The 24,310-nt window shown below is 41.5% G+C and carries 27 protein-coding genes; 9 read left to right on the top strand and 18 right to left on the bottom strand.

The genetic code is table 11. From position 1 onward, the window contains the following. Positions 1–29: 29 nt before the first annotated feature. The 3 genes from rsmD to GKR92_10625 are packed head-to-tail and all read right to left on the bottom strand — an operon-like array spanning position 30 to position 3,400. Positions 30–635, bottom strand: a complete 606-nt coding sequence (gene rsmD, locus GKR92_10635) for a 16S rRNA (guanine(966)-N(2))-methyltransferase RsmD (GenBank protein ID QMU62126.1) — start codon at positions 633–635, stop codon at positions 30–32. Continuing rightward, positions 604–1,992 carry an insulinase family protein gene (locus tag GKR92_10630; protein ID QMU62125.1) on the bottom strand — a complete coding sequence of 463 codons (1,389 nt, stop codon included), beginning with the start codon at positions 1,990–1,992 and terminating at the stop codon, positions 604–606. The genes rsmD and GKR92_10630 overlap by 32 nt, the downstream gene beginning before the upstream one ends. A gap of 7 nt (positions 1,993–1,999) precedes the next feature. Further along, positions 2,000–3,400, bottom strand: coding sequence for an insulinase family protein (locus GKR92_10625; GenBank protein QMU62124.1), 1,401 nt, complete (start codon positions 3,398–3,400; stop codon positions 2,000–2,002). A 125-nt stretch (positions 3,401–3,525) separates the two neighbouring features. Here GKR92_10625 and ftsY point away from each other — a divergent pair, with 125 nt between their 5' ends. Genes ftsY through ftsX form a run of 3 tightly spaced genes read left to right on the top strand, consistent with a single transcriptional unit; the run spans position 3,526 to position 6,171 of the window. Continuing rightward, on the top strand, positions 3,526–4,473 hold the full coding sequence (gene ftsY / locus GKR92_10620; GenBank protein QMU62123.1) for a signal recognition particle-docking protein FtsY: 948 nt from the start codon (positions 3,526–3,528) through the stop codon (positions 4,471–4,473). A 30-nt stretch (positions 4,474–4,503) separates the two neighbouring features. Then, positions 4,504–5,199 carry a cell division ATP-binding protein FtsE gene (ftsE, locus tag GKR92_10615; GenBank protein ID QMU62122.1) on the top strand — a complete coding sequence of 232 codons (696 nt, stop codon included), beginning with the start codon at positions 4,504–4,506 and terminating at the stop codon, positions 5,197–5,199. A gap of 3 nt (positions 5,200–5,202) precedes the next feature. Beyond that, positions 5,203–6,171: a cell division protein FtsX gene (gene ftsX / locus GKR92_10610; GenBank protein ID QMU62121.1), complete on the top strand. Its 969-nt coding sequence runs from the start codon at positions 5,203–5,205 to the stop codon at positions 6,169–6,171. Between the two features lie 2 nt (positions 6,172–6,173). Here ftsX and GKR92_10605 read toward each other — a convergent pair whose 3' ends face one another. Together GKR92_10605 and GKR92_10600 are read right to left on the bottom strand one after the other, a co-directional pair. Further along, the gene (locus tag GKR92_10605; GenBank protein ID QMU62120.1) at positions 6,174–6,377 is read right to left on the bottom strand and encodes a hypothetical protein; all 204 of its coding nucleotides are present in this window, start codon (positions 6,375–6,377) and stop codon (positions 6,174–6,176) included. Positions 6,378–6,431: 54 nt separating this feature from the next. Then, positions 6,432–6,644, bottom strand: coding sequence for a hypothetical protein (locus tag GKR92_10600; protein ID QMU62119.1), 213 nt, complete (start codon positions 6,642–6,644; stop codon positions 6,432–6,434). A gap of 511 nt (positions 6,645–7,155) precedes the next feature. Between GKR92_10600 and rpoH the strand changes: the two genes are divergently transcribed. Next, entirely contained in the window at positions 7,156–8,022 is an 867-nt protein-coding gene (rpoH, locus tag GKR92_10595) for an RNA polymerase sigma factor RpoH (GenBank protein QMU62118.1), read from the top strand. A gap of 8 nt (positions 8,023–8,030) precedes the next feature. Here the strand turns inward: rpoH and GKR92_10590 are convergent, their stop codons facing one another. Genes GKR92_10590 through GKR92_10580 form a run of 3 tightly spaced genes read right to left on the bottom strand, consistent with a single transcriptional unit; the run spans position 8,031 to position 10,398 of the window. Next, complete coding sequence (locus GKR92_10590; protein ID QMU62117.1) at positions 8,031–9,014, bottom strand: heme A synthase; 984 nt, start codon at positions 9,012–9,014, stop codon at positions 8,031–8,033. Positions 9,015–9,048: 34 nt separating this feature from the next. Beyond that, positions 9,049–9,642 (bottom strand): hypothetical protein, encoded by a 594-nt coding sequence (locus GKR92_10585; protein QMU62116.1) that lies wholly within the window; start codon positions 9,640–9,642, stop codon positions 9,049–9,051. A 15-nt stretch (positions 9,643–9,657) separates the two neighbouring features. Continuing rightward, positions 9,658–10,398: a hypothetical protein gene (locus tag GKR92_10580; protein ID QMU62115.1), complete on the bottom strand. Its 741-nt coding sequence runs from the start codon at positions 10,396–10,398 to the stop codon at positions 9,658–9,660. 36 nt (positions 10,399–10,434) lie between these two features. On the opposite strand from GKR92_10580, the gene GKR92_10575 reads away from it, so the two are divergent. Next, positions 10,435–10,638 (top strand): twin transmembrane helix small protein, encoded by a 204-nt coding sequence (locus GKR92_10575; protein QMU62114.1) that lies wholly within the window; start codon positions 10,435–10,437, stop codon positions 10,636–10,638. Between the two features lie 129 nt (positions 10,639–10,767). Here GKR92_10575 and GKR92_10570 read toward each other — a convergent pair whose 3' ends face one another. The 7 genes from GKR92_10570 to GKR92_10540 all read right to left on the bottom strand — a co-directional run bounded on the left by GKR92_10570 (position 10,768) and on the right by GKR92_10540 (position 17,238). Then, positions 10,768–11,640, bottom strand: coding sequence for a cytochrome c oxidase subunit 3 (locus tag GKR92_10570; protein QMU62113.1), 873 nt, complete (start codon positions 11,638–11,640; stop codon positions 10,768–10,770). Positions 11,641–11,660: 20 nt separating this feature from the next. Next, positions 11,661–12,218 (bottom strand): cytochrome c oxidase assembly protein, encoded by a 558-nt coding sequence (locus GKR92_10565; protein QMU62112.1) that lies wholly within the window; start codon positions 12,216–12,218, stop codon positions 11,661–11,663. Positions 12,219–12,306: 88 nt separating this feature from the next. Continuing rightward, the gene (gene ctaD, locus GKR92_10560) at positions 12,307–13,935 is read right to left on the bottom strand and encodes a cytochrome c oxidase subunit I (protein ID QMU62111.1); all 1,629 of its coding nucleotides are present in this window, start codon (positions 13,933–13,935) and stop codon (positions 12,307–12,309) included. Between the two features lie 61 nt (positions 13,936–13,996). After that, on the bottom strand, positions 13,997–14,830 hold the full coding sequence (coxB, locus tag GKR92_10555; GenBank protein ID QMU62110.1) for a cytochrome c oxidase subunit II: 834 nt from the start codon (positions 14,828–14,830) through the stop codon (positions 13,997–13,999). Between the two features lie 21 nt (positions 14,831–14,851). Next, positions 14,852–15,358: a DUF2244 domain-containing protein gene (locus GKR92_10550; protein QMU62109.1), complete on the bottom strand. Its 507-nt coding sequence runs from the start codon at positions 15,356–15,358 to the stop codon at positions 14,852–14,854. A gap of 234 nt (positions 15,359–15,592) precedes the next feature. Next, positions 15,593–16,456, bottom strand: coding sequence for a malonyl-ACP O-methyltransferase BioC (gene bioC / locus GKR92_10545; protein QMU62108.1), 864 nt, complete (start codon positions 16,454–16,456; stop codon positions 15,593–15,595). Next, on the bottom strand, positions 16,456–17,238 hold the full coding sequence (locus tag GKR92_10540; protein ID QMU62107.1) for an alpha/beta fold hydrolase: 783 nt from the start codon (positions 17,236–17,238) through the stop codon (positions 16,456–16,458). Before GKR92_10540 ends, bioC begins: the two co-directional genes overlap by 1 nt. A 7-nt stretch (positions 17,239–17,245) precedes the next feature. Between GKR92_10540 and plsY the strand changes: the two genes are divergently transcribed. Further along, complete coding sequence (gene plsY / locus GKR92_10535) at positions 17,246–17,851, top strand: glycerol-3-phosphate 1-O-acyltransferase PlsY (protein QMU62106.1); 606 nt, start codon at positions 17,246–17,248, stop codon at positions 17,849–17,851. 29 nt (positions 17,852–17,880) lie between these two features. Here the strand turns inward: plsY and tsaD are convergent, their stop codons facing one another. Then, positions 17,881–18,909: a tRNA (adenosine(37)-N6)-threonylcarbamoyltransferase complex transferase subunit TsaD gene (gene tsaD / locus GKR92_10530; GenBank protein QMU62105.1), complete on the bottom strand. Its 1,029-nt coding sequence runs from the start codon at positions 18,907–18,909 to the stop codon at positions 17,881–17,883. 153 nt (positions 18,910–19,062) lie between these two features. Here tsaD and rpsU point away from each other — a divergent pair, with 153 nt between their 5' ends. The 3 genes from rpsU (at position 19,063) to GKR92_10515 (ending at position 21,000) form a co-directional block, all read left to right on the top strand. Next, positions 19,063–19,278, top strand: coding sequence for a 30S ribosomal protein S21 (gene rpsU, locus GKR92_10525; GenBank protein QMU62104.1), 216 nt, complete (start codon positions 19,063–19,065; stop codon positions 19,276–19,278). Between the two features lie 47 nt (positions 19,279–19,325). Continuing rightward, positions 19,326–19,772 (top strand): GatB/YqeY domain-containing protein, encoded by a 447-nt coding sequence (locus tag GKR92_10520; GenBank protein QMU62103.1) that lies wholly within the window; start codon positions 19,326–19,328, stop codon positions 19,770–19,772. 163 nt (positions 19,773–19,935) lie between these two features. Beyond that, positions 19,936–21,000 carry a uroporphyrinogen decarboxylase gene (locus GKR92_10515; GenBank protein QMU62102.1) on the top strand — a complete coding sequence of 355 codons (1,065 nt, stop codon included), beginning with the start codon at positions 19,936–19,938 and terminating at the stop codon, positions 20,998–21,000. A gap of 4 nt (positions 21,001–21,004) precedes the next feature. Here GKR92_10515 and GKR92_10510 read toward each other — a convergent pair whose 3' ends face one another. Then, a complete protein-coding gene (locus tag GKR92_10510) occupies positions 21,005–21,598 on the bottom strand; it encodes a hypothetical protein (GenBank protein ID QMU62101.1) in 594 nt (197 codons plus the stop codon). Between the two features lie 34 nt (positions 21,599–21,632). Beyond that, positions 21,633–24,140: a PBP1A family penicillin-binding protein gene (locus GKR92_10505; protein QMU62100.1), complete on the bottom strand. Its 2,508-nt coding sequence runs from the start codon at positions 24,138–24,140 to the stop codon at positions 21,633–21,635. Positions 24,141–24,310 lie beyond the last annotated feature (170 nt).

The raw sequence follows: 24,310 nt of genomic DNA, 5'->3' as shown, positions 1-24,310 counted from the left end.
TCTAATATGAATACCGTTAATAATCGCGATTAATTTACACTATTACGGCTATATATCGCTTTATACAAAGCATAGCGGACTTCGCCACTTACTTTTTCATGTATACAGCTTAAGGTTTCTAGTAATAATTCGAGATTTTTTATATCTTTTTGTTGTACAGCAGACTCTACATATATCAGACCATTTGTGTTTAGGAATTGTTGCTTAAGTATCATGGGAATGACTTTTTCTAATAGATCGCTATCAAAAGGGGGGTCTAAGAAAATAACATCATATTGCTGATTTTCATTTTGTAAGTAATGCAACGCATCTTGGTTTCTAATTTCGATCATCTGTGCATTGAACTGATCTTTTTGTTCCTTAAGCATGGCCGCAATGCGTGCATCTTCTTCCACCAGCACAACCTTATCAGCACCACGCGACATGGCTTCGAAACCTAATGCGCCACTGCCAGCAAATAAATCTAAACATGATGCGCCACTAATATTAGTGGCTAACCAGTTAAATAAAGTCTCACGCACACGATCAGGCGTGGGCCTAATTTTTGGAGAATCTATAAATTGAATACGACGGCTGCGCCAACCACCACCGATGATGCGTAAACTATTGCTTTTCGCCACTGGCTTGTGATCCACCTACTGGCCCACCAACAATAATCTTAACTAGCTTGTTCGGTTGCAAATGTTTACTAAATGCACTGATAATTTCATCTTCTGTAACGGCTGAAATTTTATTAGTGAAGGTTTCTAAATAATCTAACGGCAGTTCATAATAACCAATCAAAGACAGGTAACCTAATATGTCACGATTACTGTCTATGCGTAGGGGGAACCCGCCGATAATATTATTTTTTGCTGATGCAAGCTCATCTTCCGTCGGGCCTTCGCTGACAAATTTTTCGATGGTCTGCAAAGATACTTCTGCCGCTTGTTGTGCTTGATCACTACGTGTTTGCAAGCCCAGAGTGAATGGTCCTGGTTGATACATTGGGAAGTAATAACTATAGACACTATAAGAAAGCCCTCGCTCTACACGCACTTCTTTTACTAACCGAGATGTAAAGCCGCCGCCGCCCAATATATGGTTCCCTGCGTAAAGCGTAAAGTAGTCTGGGTGACCGCGCTGAATACCTAATTGCCCTAGATATACATGCGCTTGTTGCGAAGGATAAGGCACATAAACATCTGCAACCTCATTTAACGATTTTGGTTGAGCTAACGATTCAGGCTTAGCTCCCTGTGCTAAGTTTGCTGAAATTTGTTCAGCAATTTTTTTCGCTTGTTCATCATCAATACCGCCTACTATCGTAATCAAAGCGTTATCGGCAACTAGATATTGTTGATGAAAGTTTTTAACATCCTCTAAACTAATCGACTCTATGGATCCTTTAAAACCCAAAGCCGGGTTTGCATAAGGGTGCTGGCCATATATAGCTTTATAAAAAGCTCGACTGGCTATATCTGCTGGCCGCTGCTGTGAGTCCTTGATTGCAATCAAAGCCTGGTTTTTTAAGCGCAAAAAGTCCTTTTCTGGGAAACTTGGCTTTGTAAGCACATCGATAAATGTTTTCAATGCAGGCTCTAGCAATACCTTATCCGTTAGACTGCGCAATGCAACGCTTGAGCGATCTAAATTTACACTAGACCCGTATTGCGCACCTACATCTTCAAATTGCTCAGCAATCGCGTCCGCATCCAGAGCTCCTGTGCCTGTGTTTAACAAGCTATGCGTTAGCCTGGATAATCCCGCGAGTTGCGCATCACGCCCACTGCCTGCATCAAATGTGATCGCAACATCTAACATTGCTAGCTCAGGTGCTGCAACAAATAACGTTTTTACGCCATTAGCAGTATTCCATTGTTCAATTTTCGGTGCTGCATGTACGTGACCGACAATAAAATAACTACTTATAAACAGTACACAGAAAAATAATCGACTCGACAATAATTGAGGATATGTGATTAATCTAAATTTCTTATTAGTTTGCATCATATAGAATTTATTGTTTTTCGTTTATGGGTGCTTGTTTCTCAAGCGGCTGCAACACGGATACGGTGAGGCCTTCTTCAACTAAATATTTTCGCGCCACCTCACGTACTTGTTCAGCTGTAATGGCATTGACACGTTGGTTATATCCATCCATAACTTGCCAACCCAAACCAACCGTTTCTAAACTACCAATCACTGTGGCTTGTCTTTGAATTGAGTCTTGCTGATACACTTCACTAGCAATCACCTGTGCTTTCACACGTTTTAATTCTTTATCACTAACTAAATTTTCTTGTATTTCCTTAATTTCGTCATATAAAGCCTGCTCCGCCTCTTCAATACTGTGCTTTTCAGTCGGAGTAGCGTCGAACAAGAATAAGGTTGGGTAGCGAGAAAATATGTTGTAGCCCGCGCCTGCAGCTGAGACTAATTCTTTATCTCGCACTAACCTTTTACTAAATCGTGCACTGCGGCCTCCATCTAAGACTGCACCTAATACAGCTAAAGCATAAGGTTCCCAATCCTCTTCAGCGGTCGCCAATGAGGGCGTTTTGTAGCCCAACATTACATATGGCAACTTGGCGATAGCTTTAACCGCGACGCGACGAGAACCAGTTTGAGGATGCTCCAACCTAGGCTTACTAGGTTTTACTGTGCGACCCTCAAGCCCACCAAAATACTGCTCTGCCATTGCAAACACATGTTCAGGATCTACATCTCCAACTACTACCAATGCAGCATTATTCGGCGTGTACCAACGTTGATACCAGTCTGCTAAGTCTTCAATTTCGAGGTTATGCAAATCATCCATCCAGCCAATGATTGGATGATGGTAAGGACTATTTATAAAAGCGGTTGAATATAATTGCTCGTATACCAATGCATTAGGATTATCATCGGTACGCAAACGTCGCTCTTCTTTGACTACTTCAAGTTCACTGATGAAATCTTCTGGTGACAAAATCAGATTTAACATTCGATCAGATTCGAGTTCAAAACTTGTCTCTAAATTATCTTTACCCATTAACTGGTAGTACGCAGTGTAGTCACGCCCTGTAAATGCATTATCGCGCGCGCCGATCTCTGCTACAGTAGAAGAAAATGTTCCAGAAGGATATTTTTCGGTGCCTTTGAACATCATGTGTTCTAGTACGTGCGATACACCAGTGATGCCACTATGTTCTTGGGCTGAACCTACTCGATACCAAACCTGTGAAATCACAACTGGAGCGCGATGATCCTCTTTGACGATCACTTTCATTCCATTTTTAAAAGTCTTTTCGTGTGTACCGTTAGAACTTTCTGTAATGGCAGTTTGATTATCAATTTCTGAGGTAGCATCAGGTTTGTCAGATAAACTAGAGCAGCTCGCTGCTATAAATAGTAGCGGTAAAATTTTTATTAGCTTCATTTGTTACGTGTGAATGTACTTGATGTTAGGATTAGCGCCGTTTTATATACAGCAGTATTTCTTAGACCATACTATAAACATTCGTTCAAAATCTATGCCTGAAATTATATTAAGCGGATTTCTATATGACTGACACAGGCGTTTTCCAGCGCTTACGCAAAGGATTATCCAAAACCAGCGACGCCTTAACGGAAGGCTTAGCTTCTGCCGTACTGGGCAAAAAAGAACTCGACGACGATCTGATCACTGAAATAGAAGATCGATTAGTGATGGCTGATGTTGGTATCGAAACTACTAATAAAATTATCATCGATCTTGTAGCACGCGTGAGTCGCATCCAACTCACTGATGTTGAAGTCCTTTATGGCGCTCTGCAAGAAAGTATTGCAGAAATTCTAATTCCCTGTAATAAACCTCTGATTATGGGCAGTATTCAGCCCTTCGCCATTCTAGTGGTAGGGGTGAACGGCGCTGGCAAAACCACCACTATAGGTAAAATTGCACAGCGATTAGTAGAGTACCGACAAACCGTATTACTGGCGGCTGGCGACACCTTCCGGGCTGCCGCAGTGGAACAATTACAGGAGTGGGGCAAAAGAATCAACACACCAGTAATTGCGCAAAAAAGTGGTGCCGATAGTGCAGCAGTAGTATTCGACGCCTATCAATCGGCTAAAGCACGTAATATGAAGGTCTTAATTGCTGACACCGCAGGCCGTCTACATACGCAACAAAATTTAATGGAAGAGTTACAAAAGATTAAACGTGCGCTACAAAAAATTGAACCGGAAGCGCCACATGAAACTCTCCTAGTACTTGAAGGCGGCACTGGACAAAATGCCATTAATCAGGCGATTGAATTCCATCAAGCTTTAGGAGTAACGGGTCTTGCTATTACAAAATTAGATGGCAGCGCAAAAGGCGGCATCGTGTTAGCGATCGCAGACAAATTGCAGATACCGATTCGCTATATAGGCGTGGGCGAAGCCGTAGATGATTTACGTGTGTTCAATGCACACCAATATGCTGGCGCCTTACTGGGGCGCGAACCCATTACTGCCGAAATAACTTAAAACGATAATTTTATAAGTAGGCATGACGCAATGATCGAACTGCAAAATGTTACAAAGCGTTACCCGGGCAACCGTGATGCATTAGCCCATCTGAATTTAACCATCGAGCAGGGTGAGATGACTTTTCTAACCGGCCCCTCAGGCGCAGGTAAAAGTACACTTCTCAAACTTATCGCTGCAATCGAAAGACCTACCCGCGGACAGATATTTATTAATCAAAAAAATATAACCCGCATACCCAAACGTAAAGTTCCCGCATTGCGCAGACACATGGGCGTGGTGTTCCAAGACCATCATTTATTACATGATCGAAACGTTTTTGATAATGTATCACTACCATTGCAAATAGCAGGCTTTGCGCAGGTAGATATCAATCGCCGCGTACGCGCCGCACTTGATAAAGTTGATTTGCTTGATAAAGAACAGATGATGCCAATAACTTTATCTGGTGGCGAACAACAACGTGTAGGTATTGCACGAGCTGTAGTACATAAGCCTGCTATCTTATTAGCTGATGAACCTACAGGGAATCTTGATCCAGAGCTTTCTGCTGAAATCATGCGTTTATTTAATGACTTTAATCAAGTTGGCGTTACGGTACTGATTGCTAGTCATGATTTAGAACTCATTAAACGTATGCAAAAGCGAATTATTCGCTTGCGTGATGGAGAATGTATCGATTCGCAAAGCCCTCAAGATGCTCAAAACTTCGAGATTCTTAATTAGCGCATGGTGAAAAGCAGACGTCAGCAGCCGCTTGCCAAACCGAGTGCAAAAACTCGTTTGCGCGCTTACGTTCGCGACCATCTTCGCGTACTGTTGTTTAGCTTAGGCAAACTTTATCGAACCCCCTTCGCCACCACCTTTACGCTGTTAATGGTTGCTATCGCACTCGCATTGCCCGCAGTCTTATATATATTACTCAATAACCTACAAACCGTCACTCACAAGTGGGACGACTCAGGTCAGATCTCACTGTTCTTAAACACCGAAACTTCAGAACTAGCGGTAAAGCAATTAAAAAGTAAACTTTCAGAACATGCACAAGTAGAAAATATTGACTATGTCTCCGCTGATTTAGCACTAAAAGAATTTAAAAAACGTAGTGAATTTGGTGAATTACTAGAAGGCTTACCAAACAATCCTTTGCCACCGACATTAATAGTCACTCCTATTGAATTAGCTAAGCAAAGTGACTCATTAAATGCACTCGAAAAAGAATTTCAATCTTTAGCGAATGTTGAGCAAGTACAGTTAGACATGCAATGGCTACAGCGTTTACAAACCATTACCGATATTATTCGCCGCGCAATTACTGCTATTGGCATCATGCTAGGACTTTCGGTTTTATTGGTGGTGGGCAACAGTATTCGCTTAGATATTGAAAATCGCCGTGCAGAAATTGAAGTTACCAAACTGATTGGTGCAACTGATCGATTTATTCGTCGTCCATTTTTATACGGCGGTTTGTGGTTTGGTCTATTAGGCGGAATACTCGCGCTACTGCTAGTATTTATCGTACTGCTCGTTGTGCGCCAACCTGCTCAGGATCTAATAGGCCTCTACAATAGTGACTTTAAGTTAATGCTACCGAGTTTTGTGCAAAGTATTTCGTTAATTGGGAGCAGTATTTTTTTAGGACTGTTTGGTTCCTGGCTAGCGGTAGGGCATCGCATTGCCAAAATTCAACCTAGCTAATTTCAACTAGATCTAGCTTTAACTGAAAGATGTTTACTGCCGCCAAGGCGTGCGAAAGGATGCCTTTTTAATAATTTATGGTAGACATTTCTAGCATCTTCAAGATTGGAATAAGAATCACTAATCCTCACCCAGTGATCATTTTTCATATTCATCGCATAGTAAGACGGTTGAGAAGAAAAAGTTTGTAGGTTTTGAGCACTCATCCTTGTGCCTATTGAAATATTTTCCTAGAGGAAGAATTTAAGAATTAGTTGATGTCACCATTCTTGTTCTAAGTTAGAAATCGAGAGACGCCAATTAATTACATCTGCAGTATCAAAAACAAGTTCACGTTCGTTATTCGCTACAGGAATCCCCGCTAAACGCTTGCGGATATAGGGCAAGCCCCTTTGAATCCAATGATCAATGGTGGGTTGATCAACACCAAAGATATGCGCTAAATCAGATTTGCTTACTTGTACGCCAGGCATGTATTTATTTTTTAAGATACGTAATCTAACTAAATTGTATGGAAATATATTTTTAGGCGTATTCGAAATAGACAAAGTCCAAATTTAGACCGATAAAAGGACATCAACTCCATTCTGATATTTTTCTATGAGTTAGCTCCAAATTTGTTCCTTCATGAGAGCTTCTCAACGCCTGTGTGGCAACAAAGATACTGACTCAGCATTTTGAAACAATAGGTTACCGGGTGAAGCGTGCTTTCGAAGCGACGTAACAACAAACGGGATTTAATAAATCAAAACGCTATGAAATCTTCATTATTTCGAAATGCATAGACGAGAAGAATCTTGAGCAAGAGTACCGCTGATTTTGGATTATTAACCTTATAAAAATAATGCTTATTAAGCCTTGAATCGATGCGGTTACACCAAACATCGGCTTTATTATTGAACTCATGGGCAGGTTAGCACTCTAATATCAAGAGTGCTAAAATTACATCATTCACATGATCTTTAAGAGAGGAAATCACAGTATATGACAAAGTCGATTATGCCCCCACAGACACCTCTAAGCGTATCCACAGCGAACGTAGATAGCTATATTGCGTCTGCCTATCAAATACCTGTGTTGGATGCAGAACAAGAGCATGCTCTGGCTGTACGCCTGCATGAGGATAATGATCTTGATGCGGCACGTACTTTGATTCTCCATCACCTACGCTTTGTTGTTCAGGTGGCGCGTGGATACAACGGTTACGGCTTACCTATTGCTGATTTAATTCAGGAAGGCAATGTAGGCCTTATGAAAGCTGTGAAAAAATTTGATCCGCAAAAAGGTGTGCGCTTGGTATCTTTTGCAGTGCACTGGGTGCGCGCAGAAATCCATGAATATGTTTTGCGCAATTGGCGCATTGTAAAAATTGCTACTACTAAGGCGCAACGTAAATTATTTTTCAATTTACGCAGCAAGAAAAAAAGACTGGCCTGGTTAAACCAGGCAGAAGTTGAGAACGTAGCGGAACAACTTGGCGTTAAAACTACTGATGTATTGGAAATGGAAAAACGTCTCAGCAGTCCTGATATGGGATTTGACTTGCCTGATCATGCTGATGAAGAAGACTCTGCAGCGAGCTACGCACCGGCTGCATACTTAAGTGAAGATACTGATACACCAGAAGTTATTACTGAAGAAAATGATTGGCGAGCTCATCAGAATAGCCAGCTAAAAATAGCGCTGCAAGAATTAGATGAACGCAGTCGCGACATCGTTGCTAAGCGTTGGTTAGCTGAGAAAAAGACCACCTTGCAAGATTTATCCAAGCAATATGATATTTCTGCAGAACGCGTACGTCAGTTAGAGAGCAATGCAATTAAAAAACTTAAATCAGTAGTTACTGCTTAAATTTAGTTTTACTCTAAACGCGAATAATAAATTAATGTGACCACACTGAGCAGCAGCAACGCTGCTCCACCGTTGTGCATCACCGCAACACTGATGGGCAACTTCATCACTACATTAGAAACTCCCAAGGCAATTTGTGCTAACAATAACAACAAAGTTATTGTTGCCAGCTGGCGCATATTCGATGATGTACTGCTACGTTTCATGATGCGTAATACTAAATACAACCAAAAAACTCCAACGACTATCGCAAACATGCGATGACTAAGATGAATTGCAGTTCGTGCAGGATTGTCGAGCACGCCAAACTCATAGTTCTGCTCTATACCACGCCAAATTACAAAACCTTCTTTAAAGTCTGTCTCTGGCCACCATTTACCTTGGCAAGTTGGAAAATCGGGACAAGCCAAAGCTGCATAATTCGCACTCGTCCAACCGCCCAGAAGAATTTGTGTGCCCAATAGCAACAAACCCACAACTAAAATTGGTGTTAAAGAGTTTTTCCGAAGCGAAGTTTGCTCCCGCGAACTATCTAATACTAACCACCAGAGCAATGCCAAAATACTCAAGCCACCGAATAAATGCAGCATCACGATGACCGGTTTTAGCAATAGGGTAACCGTCCACATCCCTAATAATCCTTGAAAGATAACTAATCCCACTAAGATAATAGGCAACCATAACGCTTGCTTCGTGTCTCTTCGTCTCATTATTGCAACAATAGCCAAAGCCACAATCAATAGGCCCAATCCTTCAGCTAGGTAACGATGGATCATTTCTTTCCAAGCTTTGCTAGATTCAACTTCGCGCTCAGGAAATGCCTGATTAGCTTGATCAATTTCAGAACTCGTTTCTGGAACACCTAAAATATGGCCATAACAACCAGGCCAATCCGGGCAGCCCAAACCTGCATTAGATAAGCGCGTGTAAGCACCCATCACTACAACCATAAGTGCTAGCAATGTCGCAAACAGTGCAATTTTTCTAAACATACTATTGTTTTATCTTTCTTGTATTTATTCAGATTTAACCTATTTTAGACACTTTTAATAAGCGCTTAAGATCTTTCTTCATGCCTTTAGAAGTAACGTCTTTAGAGTACCACATCATTAAATTTCCAAGTGGGTCAATCACATAGATCTGATGCAGAGGAAGATCTTTGAATAGTGGTAGCGACTTATCCACTATTTTTTTCTCAAACCAGGCCACTTGCATGCGATGATATTTGGAAAATAATTTATTTATAGCTTGTGTGCTTTGTTGGTTATGCACACCAAGATATTTTCGTTGCACGCGATCACTATCACGACCTAACGTTAAACGCACTTGGCGCATTTTAAATAAATCAGCTTCACAGTATAGATCGCAAGATTCATCACCGATGTATAACAAGGTCCACTTACCCATGAATTCTTCATGACTCCATGAACTACCATCAATAGCTTTTAGCTCAAACTTTTCGAGAGGCTGAGCAGGGCTAATTAATGTGCCATGATTTTGTGTTTTTGAACTCATCCAACTGTTCGGCACATAAAATAACCACATTGCAAAAAATAACGGCCCAAAAAATACTGCGAATAAGCCGATCATATAACTTCTACTTTTAGTTCTATTTTCCATTAGTCTTATTATATTTTATTTATTATTCGACCTAGAAATGGGCCTAGGTCGATGCAACACAACGAATATAATCAGCACAGTTATAGCCATAGCAAACCATTGAAATGCGTAACCGTAATTGCGTTTCGATGAGGAAGTTTCGTATATTCTCCACTTCGCTTTATACGTATCTTCTTGCCCTGCTTGCATACGCAAGGATAACGGCATTAAGTCTTGCCCTATCCTAGATGACAATAACTCAAAATCTAGGAATTGAATCAAACGCGGCCAACTTATTGAGCTATCTATTTCACCCAAACTAAAGGCTTTGCCATAGGGAACATACACACTGCCTACTAAAGTTCTCATATTTTCATCAACATCTACATTAGGCAATGTTTCACGCGAACCAGTTAGTGGTACCCATCCACGATCTACTAAAACTACTCGATCAGAGTTATAAATTTTAAAGGGTGTGAATATATTGAAACCCACTTGATTATCTAAAAAGCGATTATCTAGTGCAAACTGCTGACTTGATATAAACCTTCCTTTTACGCGTATAGACTGAAAACGTAGGCTAGCAGGATCAATAATCGGAAAACTAAATGCTTGTGGCTCACTGTTTTTGCGTGATTCAATTTCTAGTTGGATTTGTTTTTTTTCTTCGCCACGTAACAACTGCCAAACCCCTAAGCTACTAAGAAAAAATATTCCCGCTATAGTAGCCATTACCACTTGCCAAGTTGGTTTTCGCCAATGCTTATTTTCTGTCACAATGAATTAACCATAAAAAAGTAAAAGTTTATTCCCATGAAAATTATTATTATTCTATTATTTCTAGCTGCACTAGGCAGCCTTGCTTCAGCTATGGTTTTTTTAGTTAAGGACAAAGGCGAAACCAATCGAACAGCAAAAGCACTAACCTATAGAATTGGTATATCTGTATTTATTTTTGTTCTTCTTATCCTTGCATACTTCGCCGGCTACATCGAACCTCATGGCATTTCAGGTTAAAACTATAAGCTAAAAAAACGCCGCGACAAATCTGCCGGGAGCAGATTTGGGTAGCTTTGCTAGCCGTATGGCCGAGTACCAGGAAGGTACGAGTCAAAGCGACGTTTTATATCTAATATATCTGCCAGCTTAAACCCAGTAGACAAATATATATAAGCCTAACCATACAACGTCTACAAAGTGCCAATACCAAGCTGCCGCTTCGAACCCGAAGTGATGCTCTGGCTTAAAGTGGCCACGTATGCAACGTACCAGAATCACAAATAGGACGATGGCGCCGATGGATACGTGCATGCCGTGAAAACCTGTCAGCAGGAAAAATGTAGAACCATAGACACCTGAACCCAATGTTAAACCTAAGTGCTGGTATGCCTCGTAGTATTCATAGCCCTGGCATACCATGAAGATCGCACCCAGTAATACGGTTAAAGACAAACCAATGATTAACTGGCTACGGTGATTTGCTTTTAGCGCATGGTGCGCCCAAGTTAAGGTCACGCCACTGGTTAATAACAAAGCGGTATTAATCGCAGGTAAACCCCATGCTGGCATCGGTGTAAATTGACCGCCAATCTCGCCTGGGCCATTTCCCGTTAGTGGCCAAATCACTTCAAAACCAGGCCATAAATAATTATTGGTGGCTGCCCCAGCTCCTTCGCCCCCTAACCAAGGCAAAGAGTACACACGTGCATAAAATAAGGCCCCAAAGAACGCAGCGAAGAACATCACTTCTGAAAAAATAAACCAGAACATACCCCAACGGAATGAAGTGTCTACTTGGCTGTTATATGCGCCTGTTTCACTTTCTTTAATAACCGCACCAAACCAACCAAACAACATGACTAATAAAATAACCGCACCCACGATCATTAGGTGTTTGCCCCATGTTGCGCCATTTAGAAGATTCGAAAATCCAACCATAAGACTACAAACCGCAATTGACCCAATGATGGGCCAATGACTGCCATGAGGGATGTAATAATTACTTTCTGCTTGTGCCATAAGTTTTCTCTTAATAAATTTTAAGTGTTATCAATATTATTTAATGATTTGCTAACGGTATTACTCACATCAAAATACGTATAGGAAAGCGTTACCGTCTTAACGTGATCAGGTAATGCAGGATTGATTACAAACACCACTGGCATCTCTAAAGATTGCCCTGCTTCCAGAATTTGATTATTAAAACAAAAGCATTCGGTTTTAATAAAATGGTTTGCCGCTGAAAAAGGTGCAACACTTGGAATCGCTTGGCCAACAATCGAACGACTGGTTTTATTTTTTACAAAAAAACTGGCTTGGTAAGGCTTGCCTGGATGCACCTGCATCTTCGCAGTCGCTGCCTCAAAATCCCAAGACATGCCCTGATTTAAACTAGTAATAAACTCAACGGTAATGGTGCGTGACTCATCCACTTCAAAGCTTGCTTGCTGCTGCTGAGTGACATTTTCAGACTTACCATTTAGTCCAGTGATGTCACAAAGCACGTCATACAATGGAACCAGCGCATAACCAAAACCAAACATCGCAACTGCAAAAAAGCAGAGCTTAATCGCACTATTATTGGATGAAGACTTCATATCTTAATAATCTCATTTGCTAGCCATTAAGAAATAGAAGCCAACATAAATAATCAATGCCACGCAACCCAATAGAATTGCGGTGCGCCTAGCTTCTCGTTTTGACTGTTTCATAATGTTCACGTGTAAACCAATTCCATTCGTCTTCAACATTTGGTGGTGTTGTAAAGCTGTGATATGGGGGTGGTGAGCTTAATGTCCACTCTAAGCCATGTGCGCCATCCCAAACTCGATCAGTGGCTTTAGCGCCGCCACGTATAGTTGCGATTACAAGACCTAAGAAAATTAGTTGTGAAAAACCAAAACCAAATGCACCAATGGTTGCAATCTGGTTGTAGTCAGAAAACTGTAAAGCGTAATCTGGTATACGTCGCGGCATACCTGCTAAACCTACAAAATGCATTGGGAAGAAAGTCACATTTACAAAAATGGTAGATAACCAAAAGTGTGTCTTACCCCAAAACTCGTTGTACATATGGCCGGTCCACTTCGGAAGCCAATAATACACCGCAGCAATGATTGCAAAGATGGAACCTGGCACTAATACGTAGTGAAAGTGCGCGACTACAAAGTATGTGTCGTGATATTGGAAGTCTGCTGGCGTAATCGCCAGCATTAATCCTGAGAAACCACCAATTGTGAATAAGATAATAAATGCTATGGAAAACAACATTGGTGTTTCAAACGTCATCGCGCCACGCCACATGGTACAAATCCAGTTAAACACCTTCACGCCTGTCGGCACTGCGATCAGCATGGTGGCAAACATAAAGAACAGTTCGCCTGCTAACGGCATACCTACGGTGAACATATGGTGTGCCCATACAATGAAAGATAAAAATGCGATGGATGCCGTTGCATACACCATTGATGAGTAACCAAATAATGGCTTACGTGCAAACGTCGGGATGATGCTAGAGATCACGCCAAACGATGGCAGAATCAAAATATATACTTCAGGGTGGCCAAAGAACCAAAATATATGTTGGAACAATACCGGGTCACCACCGCCCGCAGCATTAAAGAAGCTAGTGCCAAAAAACTTGTCGGTTAACAACATAGTTACGCCACCTGCTAACACAGGCATTACTGCAATCAATAAATAAGCAGTAATTAACCACGTCCATACAAACAAGGGCATTTTCATTAATGTCATTCCAGGTGCGCGCATATTTAAAATAGTCGCTACCACATTGATGGCACCCATGATGGATGACATACCCATAAAGTGAATTGAGAAAATCACAAACGGAAGCGCATCACCGGTCTGCAGTGACAAAGGTGGATATAGAGTCCAGCCACCTGCAGGTCCACCACCGTCCATAAACAACGTTGACAACATCATGGCGAATGCAAACGGTAGTATCCAGAAACTCCAGTTATTCATGCGCGGCAGTGCCATATCGGTACCACCAATCATCAGTGGAATTAACCAGTTTGCAAGACCGGTAAAAGCCGGCATCACTACACCAAAAATCATGATAATGGCGTGCATTGTGGTCATAGAGTTAAAGAACTGTGGATCTACAAACTGCATACCTGGCTGAAATAATTCTGTACGAATGATTAACGCCATGAATCCACCAATAAAGAACATGATGAATGAGAACCATAAATACAATGTACCAATATCTTTATGATTGGTAGTTGTAATCCAACGCATCATGCCTGATGGATGATGTTCGTCGTGATGCTCTTCTGATGCCACGGTAGACATATCTAAAACTCCCTAACTAAATAAACTTTTTTAAAACTAAAAACTAATAAATTGAAATCCATTAATTGCTTAATACTGCTTGCTTGTTTTCTATAACAGCAATATTTTTTTGGCTGGTTTGCTCCGCGACCCAAGCATCATAATCTTCAGGCGAAAGTGCACGCACCACAACCGGCATGAAACCGTGATCACGCCCACATAACTCGGCACATTGACCGCGGTAAATGCCAGGCTTGTCGATTACAGTCCATACTTGATTGATGTAACCTGGAATAGCATCTTTCTTAAGCGCCAAATCTGGAACCCACCAAGCATGTAACACATCATTGGAAGTAATTAAAATTCGGATCTTGCGATTGGTTGGAAGTACGAGCTCATTATCTACCTCTAACAAGTAGTTATCATTTTTGGGCTCTTGATTATAAATTTCTTCACGAGGTGTGCTTAGAATGCTATAAAAATCGATGTCATGATCAATATATTCATAGCGCCAAAGCCACTGGTAACCCGTAACTTTGACAGTCATATCTGCGCCACTGGTATCCTCCATCGCGATTAGTACTTTTGCCGCAGGAATAGAAATACCAATCAAAATTACAAACGGAAGTGCCGTCCAAATAAACTCAAGTAAAGTGCTTTCATGAAATTCAGCGGGTGTAACACCTTTTGATTTACGATCTCTAAAAATCGAAATCGCCATAGCGCCAAAAACTAACACACCGATTACACAACAAATGTAGTAAATAGCCATGTGCAAATCAAATACCTGCTTGCTGATATCTGTTACACCTTCGGTCATATTATAGGGCTGAATGTCGGCCCATGCGTTTTGAGAAGCAATAATCATCAATCCGAATAATGAACCGACTGAACGCACCAAGTATTTCTGTTTCATTTGTATATTCCTGCCAAAAAACTAACTATGTATAAGTAGTGTGTGTAGTGCTTTTGCTAATGAATCAGACAAACTTTTGCGTTCATCATTAGTTAAACACCTTCCTATTTCCGTCTCTTTACCTTTCGAACGAATCAGCAATCTACTTGGATGACCTTGTAATGGAGATTTAACTAACTCCAAATTGACCCAAGCTCGTTCAAATTGCCATGCTTCACTAGGTTTTTGTCTCCCCTTTTCAACAATCACTAGATCGTCTTCTATAGTGACGACCTCTTGGTCGCGACAGCGTAAACTGCACATATATAGGCCTAATGTAAGCGCGAATATCTCTAATCCTGCAAACGGCAAAATTAACCACAGCCCTTGCAAAGCAAACATGCCTGCTATACCAAACGATATAGTCGCCATAAAATAAATAAAAAGCTTATTGCCACGCCAAGAAAGAGATTGATTGCGACGAACTATAAACTGCTTTTGTGCTGATAGTTCATGATCTATATCAGTAGCAGTAGTCAAATTATAAATCCCTTATTTAGCGAACCCATATCCAGTATTTCTTGGGTTAAATACTAATGATATTAGGCAATATTAATGCTCGTAATTGTAGCCCTCCATTAGAAAAAGTAATTCCCACACTATTAGGGCAATAGAGATAGTTACACTCTGCTAAATTGATGTCTTATGTTGCTATTAACCACGGTTATAAATATTGTTTTCATTTGTTGTTCAAGATTCTTTGTAAAGAATATTTTCATCACGCTATTTAATCTGATTTATTGGAATTCGCACTTCACTAACCGGCATTTTATCTTTATTTGATGTTAACTTCCGAGCATAACCATAAATAACTTCGTAACTAGCCGGCAATAAGCCATTTTTTTGGCGATAATGTTCATAGGCTGCTTCAAATTGATGGAATTTTTTCTTCCCCATTAAGCCGTTAGAGAAATTATCTTCTTTCATACCAAACTTGCCACGACTACCTGTATCTTTTAAATCCCGTAATAATTGCCGCGCTTGCTTATATTCAATCGTAATAACTTCCATATCGACAACCGGATCAGCATAGTGATTCGCCATTAATAAATCACCTATATGGTGCATATCGATAAACTGATGCACGTGATCACGCTGATCAACGCGCGCCCAACTTTGACGTAACTCTTTCAACGTATCAGGCCCGAAAGTACTAAACACCAGTACACCGTCCTGTTTTAGAATTCGAGCGCATTCAATGAGCACTTGATTTAGATCTCCACACCATTGAAAAGTAGAGGTGGAAAATATCAGGTCAACAGACTCATCTTTAACCGACAAATGCTCTGCCTCACAACACATTATTGAGGCGGTTGGTTGTAAGGGCGGCTGCATTTGATTCGTTTGCAACAACATAGACATGGCAACATCACTGGCAATTACATGGCTGTTAGGAAACTGAACTTGCAAACCTCGTACGCTTCTCCCAGTTCCTGACCCTATATCTAAAATAGTGTACGGCTCTAGTTTTAACATTTGCAAACGTTCTAATGCACGATCACAAATCTCATGCTGCACAATAGCAGCAGCATCATATGTATCTGCTGCTTTAGAAAAATCTTTACTTATTCGATGTTTATTAAGCATTAAACTTGTTTTTCTGTTTGTGCAAACATGCTTTTTACTAGATCAATAAACTGCTCAGAATGCGATAAAAACGGTACATGGCCAGCATCAGTTATTTTACAAATCCGTAAATGCCCCCATATTTCAGCCGTGTGCTCAGCGGCTCTTACAGATGAAACCTGGTCGTTTTCACCCTGCAATAAAACTATTGGAACATTCTTTGATAGACATAAATCGCGTAAATCTATTTCTTTTAGCCACCTTAAGCCCCAACGAATTTTATCTTGATGCTGATTAGAGGCTTGCTCTAAAGCTTGCATACTTTTCTTTGCGGCCGTGCTGTGTAGTGTTTGTAATGCACAAAATTGTTTTAGCGTAGTCTTTGGAGAAGCATCATACTGTTTTACAAATCTTGTAAAAGTATTGGGTGGCATTGCATGCGGCCATTCTTTGCTGGCAACAAACTTAGGTGTGCTCGCGATTAACATCAAACTTTGCACACGTTGCGGGAATTGCTTTAAATACAATTGAGCTAACATACCGCCTAATGACCAAGCGATAAGTACACAGCTAGGCGGTAATGTATTTGCCAGCAATTCTACTCCTTGGTCAACACTCTCATCCCACTCTATATCATGGCTATGACCATGGCCTGGTAAGTCTACACACCAAAGTTGAAATTCTTTACTGAGATCAGCGATACAAGCCTGCCAAATTTTCGAACTGGACCCCCATCCATGCAACAATGCCAACACTGGGCCATTGTTAGCTTGGCCAAATTTTGAAACATGTAATCTAGACATCGTATTTATGGACACTCTTCCCGCTCAAATACTAATCGTTGTAGGCGCGTATCTGCTTGGCTCATTCAATAGCGCAATCATCGTAAGCAAAGCATTTAGTTTACCTGACCCTCGAAACTTAGGCTCTGGGAATCCTGGTGCCACAAATGTATTGCGCACTGGCAATAAGATAGCCGCAGTGATTACTTTAGCTGGCGACTTACTTAAAGGCTTGCTACCGGTGTTAGCAGTGGACCTACTTACGGCAAACACCCCTCTCGTAGCGGCAACCGGTGTTGCGGCCTTGCTCGGTCACATGTATCCGCTTTACTACGGTTTTAAGGGCGGCAAAGGAGTGGCTACAACACTCGGAGTGCTGCTAGGTTTTGATTGGCTACTTGGTGCAACATGGATTACGTTTTGGTTATGTGCCGCACTATTTTTTCGTTATTCCTCACTCGCAGCTCTGATTGCAACCACATTAATTTTAGTAACAAGTTGGTTTTGGTTAGAGAATATTTGGTTATTTATATCTATGGTCATTATTACGGCATTTGTTTTCTGGAGACACCGCAGCAATATTAAAAATTTACTGAATGGTACTGAATCTAAATTAAGTAATTCTCAGGAATAAATATAAATAAAGATCTAGCTGTTCCTACGTTATATAGATTCTAACGACCATCTAGGTTGTACTTGAATCTGCATGTCTTGCGGTTGAATTCCGCGCTGCAAACGTAATAGGCCCAGCTGAGCCACCATCGCTGCATTATCTGTACAAAACTCTGGGGCTGGATAAAAAACCTGTATGCCGCGTTTACCTAGTTTTTCTTTTAACTGCTGACGTAGTTTTTTATTCGCACCTACGCCACCCGCAACCACTAACGTTTTAGCATTGCTTTGTTCCAATGCGCGCAGTGATTTTATTCTTAAGGTATCCACCGCGGCATCTTCAAATGCACAAGCCACATCAGCACGTGTTTGATCATCGATAAAAGAAGATTGGCTTTCTTGTAATGTTTTTAATGTATTTAATACGTGGGTCTTCAGTCCACTAAAGCTGAAGTCCAGGCCAGGTCGATCGGTCATTGGTCGGGGAAAATGAAATCGCTTTGCATCCCCTAACTGAGCTAATTGTTGAATCTGGGGGCCGCCCGGATAAGGCAGTCCTAATAGTTGCGCGGTTTTATCAAATGCTTCTCCCACCGCATCATCAATGCTTTCACCTAAAATACTGTAGCTTCCTATCGCATCTACTTTGACCAGCAGGGTATGGCCACCTGAAACCAATAGCGCTACATAAGGGAATTCTGGAGAAATATTCTCGATCAGTGGTGCCAATAAATGTGCCTCCATATGGTGAATCGAAATGGCGGGTTTATTGATTGACCAGGCGAGGCTACGTGCAAAACCAGCTCCAACCATAAGCGCACCCATCAGCCCTGGGCCAGAGGTATATGCAATCGCATCGATATCTTCAGCTAACCCAAGATTGGCAGCATGTAGGGTTTCTTGAACTAATGGACCCAATTTACGAATGTGGTCTCGCGAGGCCAACTCAGGCACTACACCGCCATAGGGACTATGTAGCTCAATTTGTGAGTAGAGCTTATTTGCCAGTAGCCCACCAGATTCACTGATAATGGCTACTGCCGTTTCATCACAAGAGCTTTCAATTCCCAGTACACGCATGGGCGCATTATCACGCGATTTTGCTACATAGGTACAACATTCCTAGGGGGATGGCCTTATATCTAGTCTAGTAATCTGATGCTTTGTTTGATATTTGGCAACTCGTCTGTATAATCGCGGCTCATTTTTCAATTAAATAAATTCAATAATCATATGCCTGGTGTACGTGTAAAAGAAAACGAACCCTTTGATTTCGCTCTAAGGCGCTTTCGCCGTTCTTGCGAAAAAGCGGGAACAGTCACCGAAGTTCGTCGTCGTGAGGCTTATGAAAAACCTACTGAAATCCGTAAACGTAAAGCTGCAGCTGCTGTAAAACGCAACCTAAAGCGCGTATCTCGTACCAGTTTACGTCGTCGTCGTCTTTACTAAAAATTTCTCTTACACCTTCTGGTGCTTCCCCAAACTTGACTAGTTCCGTGTCCAATCTTAAGGCTAAGCTGACGGATGACATGAAAGCTGCTATGCGCAGTGGGGAGAAGTCACGCCTGCTAACTATTCGTTTAATACTTGCTGCAGTTAAACAGCAAGAAGTAGATACACGCGAAGAACAAAGTGACGAAGACATTATTGTCTCACTCACCAAAATGCAAAAACAGCGTCGCGAATCCATTAGCCAATTTGAGAAAGCCGGTAGACAAGATTTAGTAGATAAAGAAGAGCAAGAATTAGTTGTCCTTAGCGAATATCTGCCTGCAGCATTAGGTGAAGATGAGATCGATAAATTGATCACTGATGCAATGTCCGAGTCTGGGGCAACAAGTATTAAGGATATGGGCAAGGTAATGGGTATTTTAAAACACAAGCTTGCGGGACGCGCAGATATGGGCGCGGTCAGTGCAAAAATCAAAGCAGCATTAGCCTAACCTTGGCCTAACCATAGTTAGCTAAGCTAGTATTAAATACCGTTTAACTAATTCTCAATTAACATTGATATAGTAAGCTTGTTAAATCATTCGGGCTTAACTATCCCAGATTCAATTTGTCTAAGGTTACATCCCGGCTAATACCGAATAGGTTTCATTTACTATGTCTGCTTTGAAAAACGATCTTTTTATTCGCGCATTACTTAAACAAGAAGTAGAACGCACTCCAATGTGGATTATGCGCCAGGCAGGTCGGTATCTTCCTGAATATCGCGCAACACGAAAACGTGCAGGTAACTTTTTAACGCTGTGCAAAACACCCGAATTAGCCTGTGAGGTTACGATGCAGCCGCTAGATCGATATGGTTTAGACGCTGCAATCTTATTTTCCGACATCCTTACCATCCCCGATGCATTGGGACTGGGTCTACAGTTCAGCGAAGGTGAAGGACCAAGTTTTAAATCACCGATTACAAGCATGGCGGATGTAAATCGCATTGCCGATATCTCATCGCCAATCAATGATCTCAGTTACGTTACCGATGCCGTCAGTTTGATACGTAAAGAACTCGATGGCCGAGTGCCGCTGATTGGCTTTTCTGGAAGCCCGTGGACGCTAGCAACCTATATGGTAGAAGGTAAAGGCAGTAAAGAATTTCACAAAGTTAAAGGCATGCTTTATCAAGAACCTGAAACACTTGAAAAGCTATTAGATGTTTTAAGTAAATCCGTCACAGAGTATCTTGCTGCACAGATCGATGCAGGCGCACAAGCCGTTATGATCTTTGATACCTGGGGAGGCGTACTATCTAAAGAGTGTTATCTCAAATATTCACTCTCCCCCATGCAGAAAATAGTACACCAACTTAAAAATATCCCATCTGCTAAAAATGTACCCATCGTTTTATTTACCAAGGGTGGCGGTAATTGGTTAAATGAAATGGCAGCCACTGGTTGTGATGCGTTAGGGTTAGATTGGACCACTGAGATTGATCATGCGCGAGCACAAGTTGGCAACAAGGTTGCATTACAAGGTAATCTAGATCCCTGCGTATTATATGGTAGCGACGACGTCATTCGCGAAGAAGTTAAGAAAGTGCTTAGTAAGTTCGGAAATGGCTCTGGGCATGTTCTAAATTTAGGTCATGGCATCCAACAATATGTAAACCCAGACAAGGTGAGCGTCTTAGTTGAGGCGGTTAAAGAATTTAGCCCGGCCTATCATTAGGCAACTATTCAGCAAGTAATTCTTTCAAACCCTTCAAATTGATTCTTTGTATACTTCGATTCTGACTTTTACTTTTTGGTAATTGATGTTGCTGACGTAAATTAAATACCGATACTTCAATCTCATTATCTTGATATTCAAAATTTACAGTCGGCAAAAATACAAAATCATTATTTAGCTTTAATCTTTGCTCAGAAAATTTCAAGGCTACATTTTTATCTTGCAATACATCAATAATTCTCTCTACTGTATCGCAGGAAACATGAATGCTTATTGGCGTGTTTACACCTAAAGTACCCTCTAAAACAGGACCGACTAAAAACGGAGCATAGTCTTTTAACCATTCCATAACGGCTAAGGCTATTTGACGCTCGACTAATAGTATTTGCTCGTGCGTAGGTATAAAAGTCTTTTGAAAAGATGCTATTGCCTGCTCAATTTCAAAATTACTTGGCAATGAGCCATGCTCAGAGTTACCTAGTCTTTCACTGGCTTTTAATTTAGCACGATGAAAATCTCGCACACCTTCTTCAGTGATAATTTTTGCGGTTTCGAAAGCTAACGCTTGTCTTAATCTATCTGATTTATTGCGACCCACTTTCTAATGACGGCCAATAATTAGAAGATAGAGACTAGAAAAGTTGCTCTGGAATCTCTATTACTTCACCAGGCTCACCACCTTGCTGTTGAAAAGTAATTTGATTACCCACTTCGACACTTGTGGTTGGAATGTATTGTTCGCGAAAAGTTTCTTGGATACCTTGATTACTGTCCTGGTCTACGAGCAAGCCTGTTTTAGGATCAATACGCATCGTTACGATTCCTTGCGGTGTCTGTAACGTATTTTCAGCTTTACCATCTAGTGCTGTGCGCATGTAGTCGATCCAAATCGGTAATGCGGCAGTACCGCCTACTTCACGCTTACCTAACGGTCGATCCTGATCAAACCCCACCCAAGTAGTTGCCACCACGTCACCATTAAAACCACTAAACCAAGCATCATGCTGCTCATTAGTGGTACCCGTTTTGCCAGCCAAGTCATCTCGGCCCAGCACTTTTGCCTTGGTGCCCGTGCCGCGTTTAATAACATCTTGCATCATGCTCACCATTTGATATGCATTCTCATTCTCTAACACGCGCGAAGCAATTCTAAGTTTACTCGGTAAGTCTGATGATAACTCAGGCTGTTTACTAACCTCACTAGTTTCTATTACAGTAGTTTTATTGGTAATTGCTTCTTCTTCGCTAATTTGTTGCTGTAGTTGTAGACAATCTGATTCGCAAACTGCCAAAGCTTCAGCGCTGAATAACACTTCGCCCTTATCATTTTCGATACGTTCTATTAAGTAGGGTTCTATCAGGTAACCCCCATTTGCAAACACTGCATAACCTTTAGCGAGCTCAAGAGGTGTCACTGCACCAGATCCTAGCGCTAAGGTTAAATCATAAGGTAGACGTTCTCGGTCAAAACCAAACTTTGCAATATGCTGCATGGCATGCCGGCGGCCCATGTCATTAAGTAGTCGTATAGAAACCATATTGCGTGACTTAAATAGAGCAACTCTTAAGCGCGTAGGACCGAAAAATTTACCGCTATAATTTTGTGGGCGCCAGGTATCTTCTAGAGCAACATCTTCGAAAACTACTGGCGCATCATTAATAATGCTTGCAGGTGTATAACCGGAATCCAAGGCTGCAGAATATATAAAAGGTTTAAAGCTAGAGCCGGGTTGACGCCTGGCTTGTACAGCGCGATTAAATTTACTGTAGTAATAATCAAACCCACCCACCAGTGCCAAAATGCCCCCATTTTGTGGGTCCACTGAAACTAAAGCGCCTGATACCTCGGGCACTTGTTCTAGAGACCACTGCTTAGAGTCTTCCGTTGTAACACGTATTACATCGCCCACGGCAAACATCTTTGTAAGGTCGCTAGGCGCTTCACCCATCGCATTTTCATTTAAGTAAGGACGTGCCCATTCCGCACTTTTCAATGGAATGGCTATAGCACGATCCGCTCCAATGTAAACTTGTAAATCATCTTTACTGACTGCGGTAACGACTCCGGGAACTAGACTGCCAATTTCCGTCAATACGCGTAGGGTTTCATCTAGCTTTTCAGTATCGATTTCACCCATCTCATTAGTGATACCCTCTACCTTTGATTCAACACCTCGGTAACCATGACGTTTGTCATAGTCGCGCAAACCCTTTACTAATGCTTGCCTTGCAGCTTGTTGCAAACGTGTGTCGACAGTAGTGTAAACACGATAGCCTTTGTTATAAGCATCTGCAGTACCAAAGATATCGACAATAAACGCACGCGCCATCTCGCCTATATAAGGTGCGTCTACTTCAACCCTTGGGTAATGACGTGAAGCCGTGACTTCGGCCTCAATAGAATTACGATAAGTATCCTTATCAATGAATCGTAAATGGAGCATTCTACCCAGCACGTAATTACGTCGTACTAACGCACGGTCAGGATTTATAATCGGGTTAAAACGTGATGGTGCTTTAGGAAGGCCTGCAATCATGGCGATTTGTGAAATCGATAATTCATCCACATTGAGTCCGTAATAAACATCCGCTGCGGCACCCACACCATAAGCGCGATTGCCAAGATAGATCTTATTAAGATAGAGCTCCAGAATTTCATCTTTGCTGAGCTCATGTTCGATTTGCAAGGCTAAAAGTATCTCTCTTAACTTGCGTACATAAGTGCGTTCATTGCCAAGGAAAAAGTTTCTCGCCAACTGCATCGTAATTGTACTGCCACCCTGGCGTTTTTCACCCGTACGCAACACTTCAATTGCTGCACGAATTAAGCCTTGGTAATCCACCCCTGGATGTTGGTAGAAACGGTCATCCTCTGCAGCGAGAAATGCCTGTATAACTGGCTGAGGGTACTGTTTGATCTGTAATGGCTGGCGGCGCTTTTCGCCATATACCGCAATTAGCTTGCTATCACGGCTAAATACCTTAAGAGGCACCTGTAATTCAACATCTTTAAGAGTACTGACACTAGGCAATCCTGGAGCGAAATACAGGAATGCACCCACTGCAATGATGCCTGCAGCGACGGAGATCCCGAAAATTCCGATGAATACTAGTCGTAATAGCTTTAAAAACAATGGCATATGCTTACAATGAACGTCGCTCTAGTGAGTTATCTTAAGAGCAGGGTATCAGAACCTAAATTATGCGGTTCAGCAAGTATTTTGCGAAACCCACTATTTGATATAGAGTTACACACAGTTCCTAATATACATTTATATAAGCCAATCATAACTATCACAATATTTAAATA

The sequence above is a fragment of the Gammaproteobacteria bacterium genome (assembly GCA_014075255.1).
Taxonomy (GTDB): Bacteria; Pseudomonadota; Gammaproteobacteria; order UBA4575; family UBA4575; genus JABDMD01.
The sequence above is the reverse complement of the archived record's forward strand: the minus strand, read 5'-3'. Positions and strand labels throughout refer to the sequence as shown.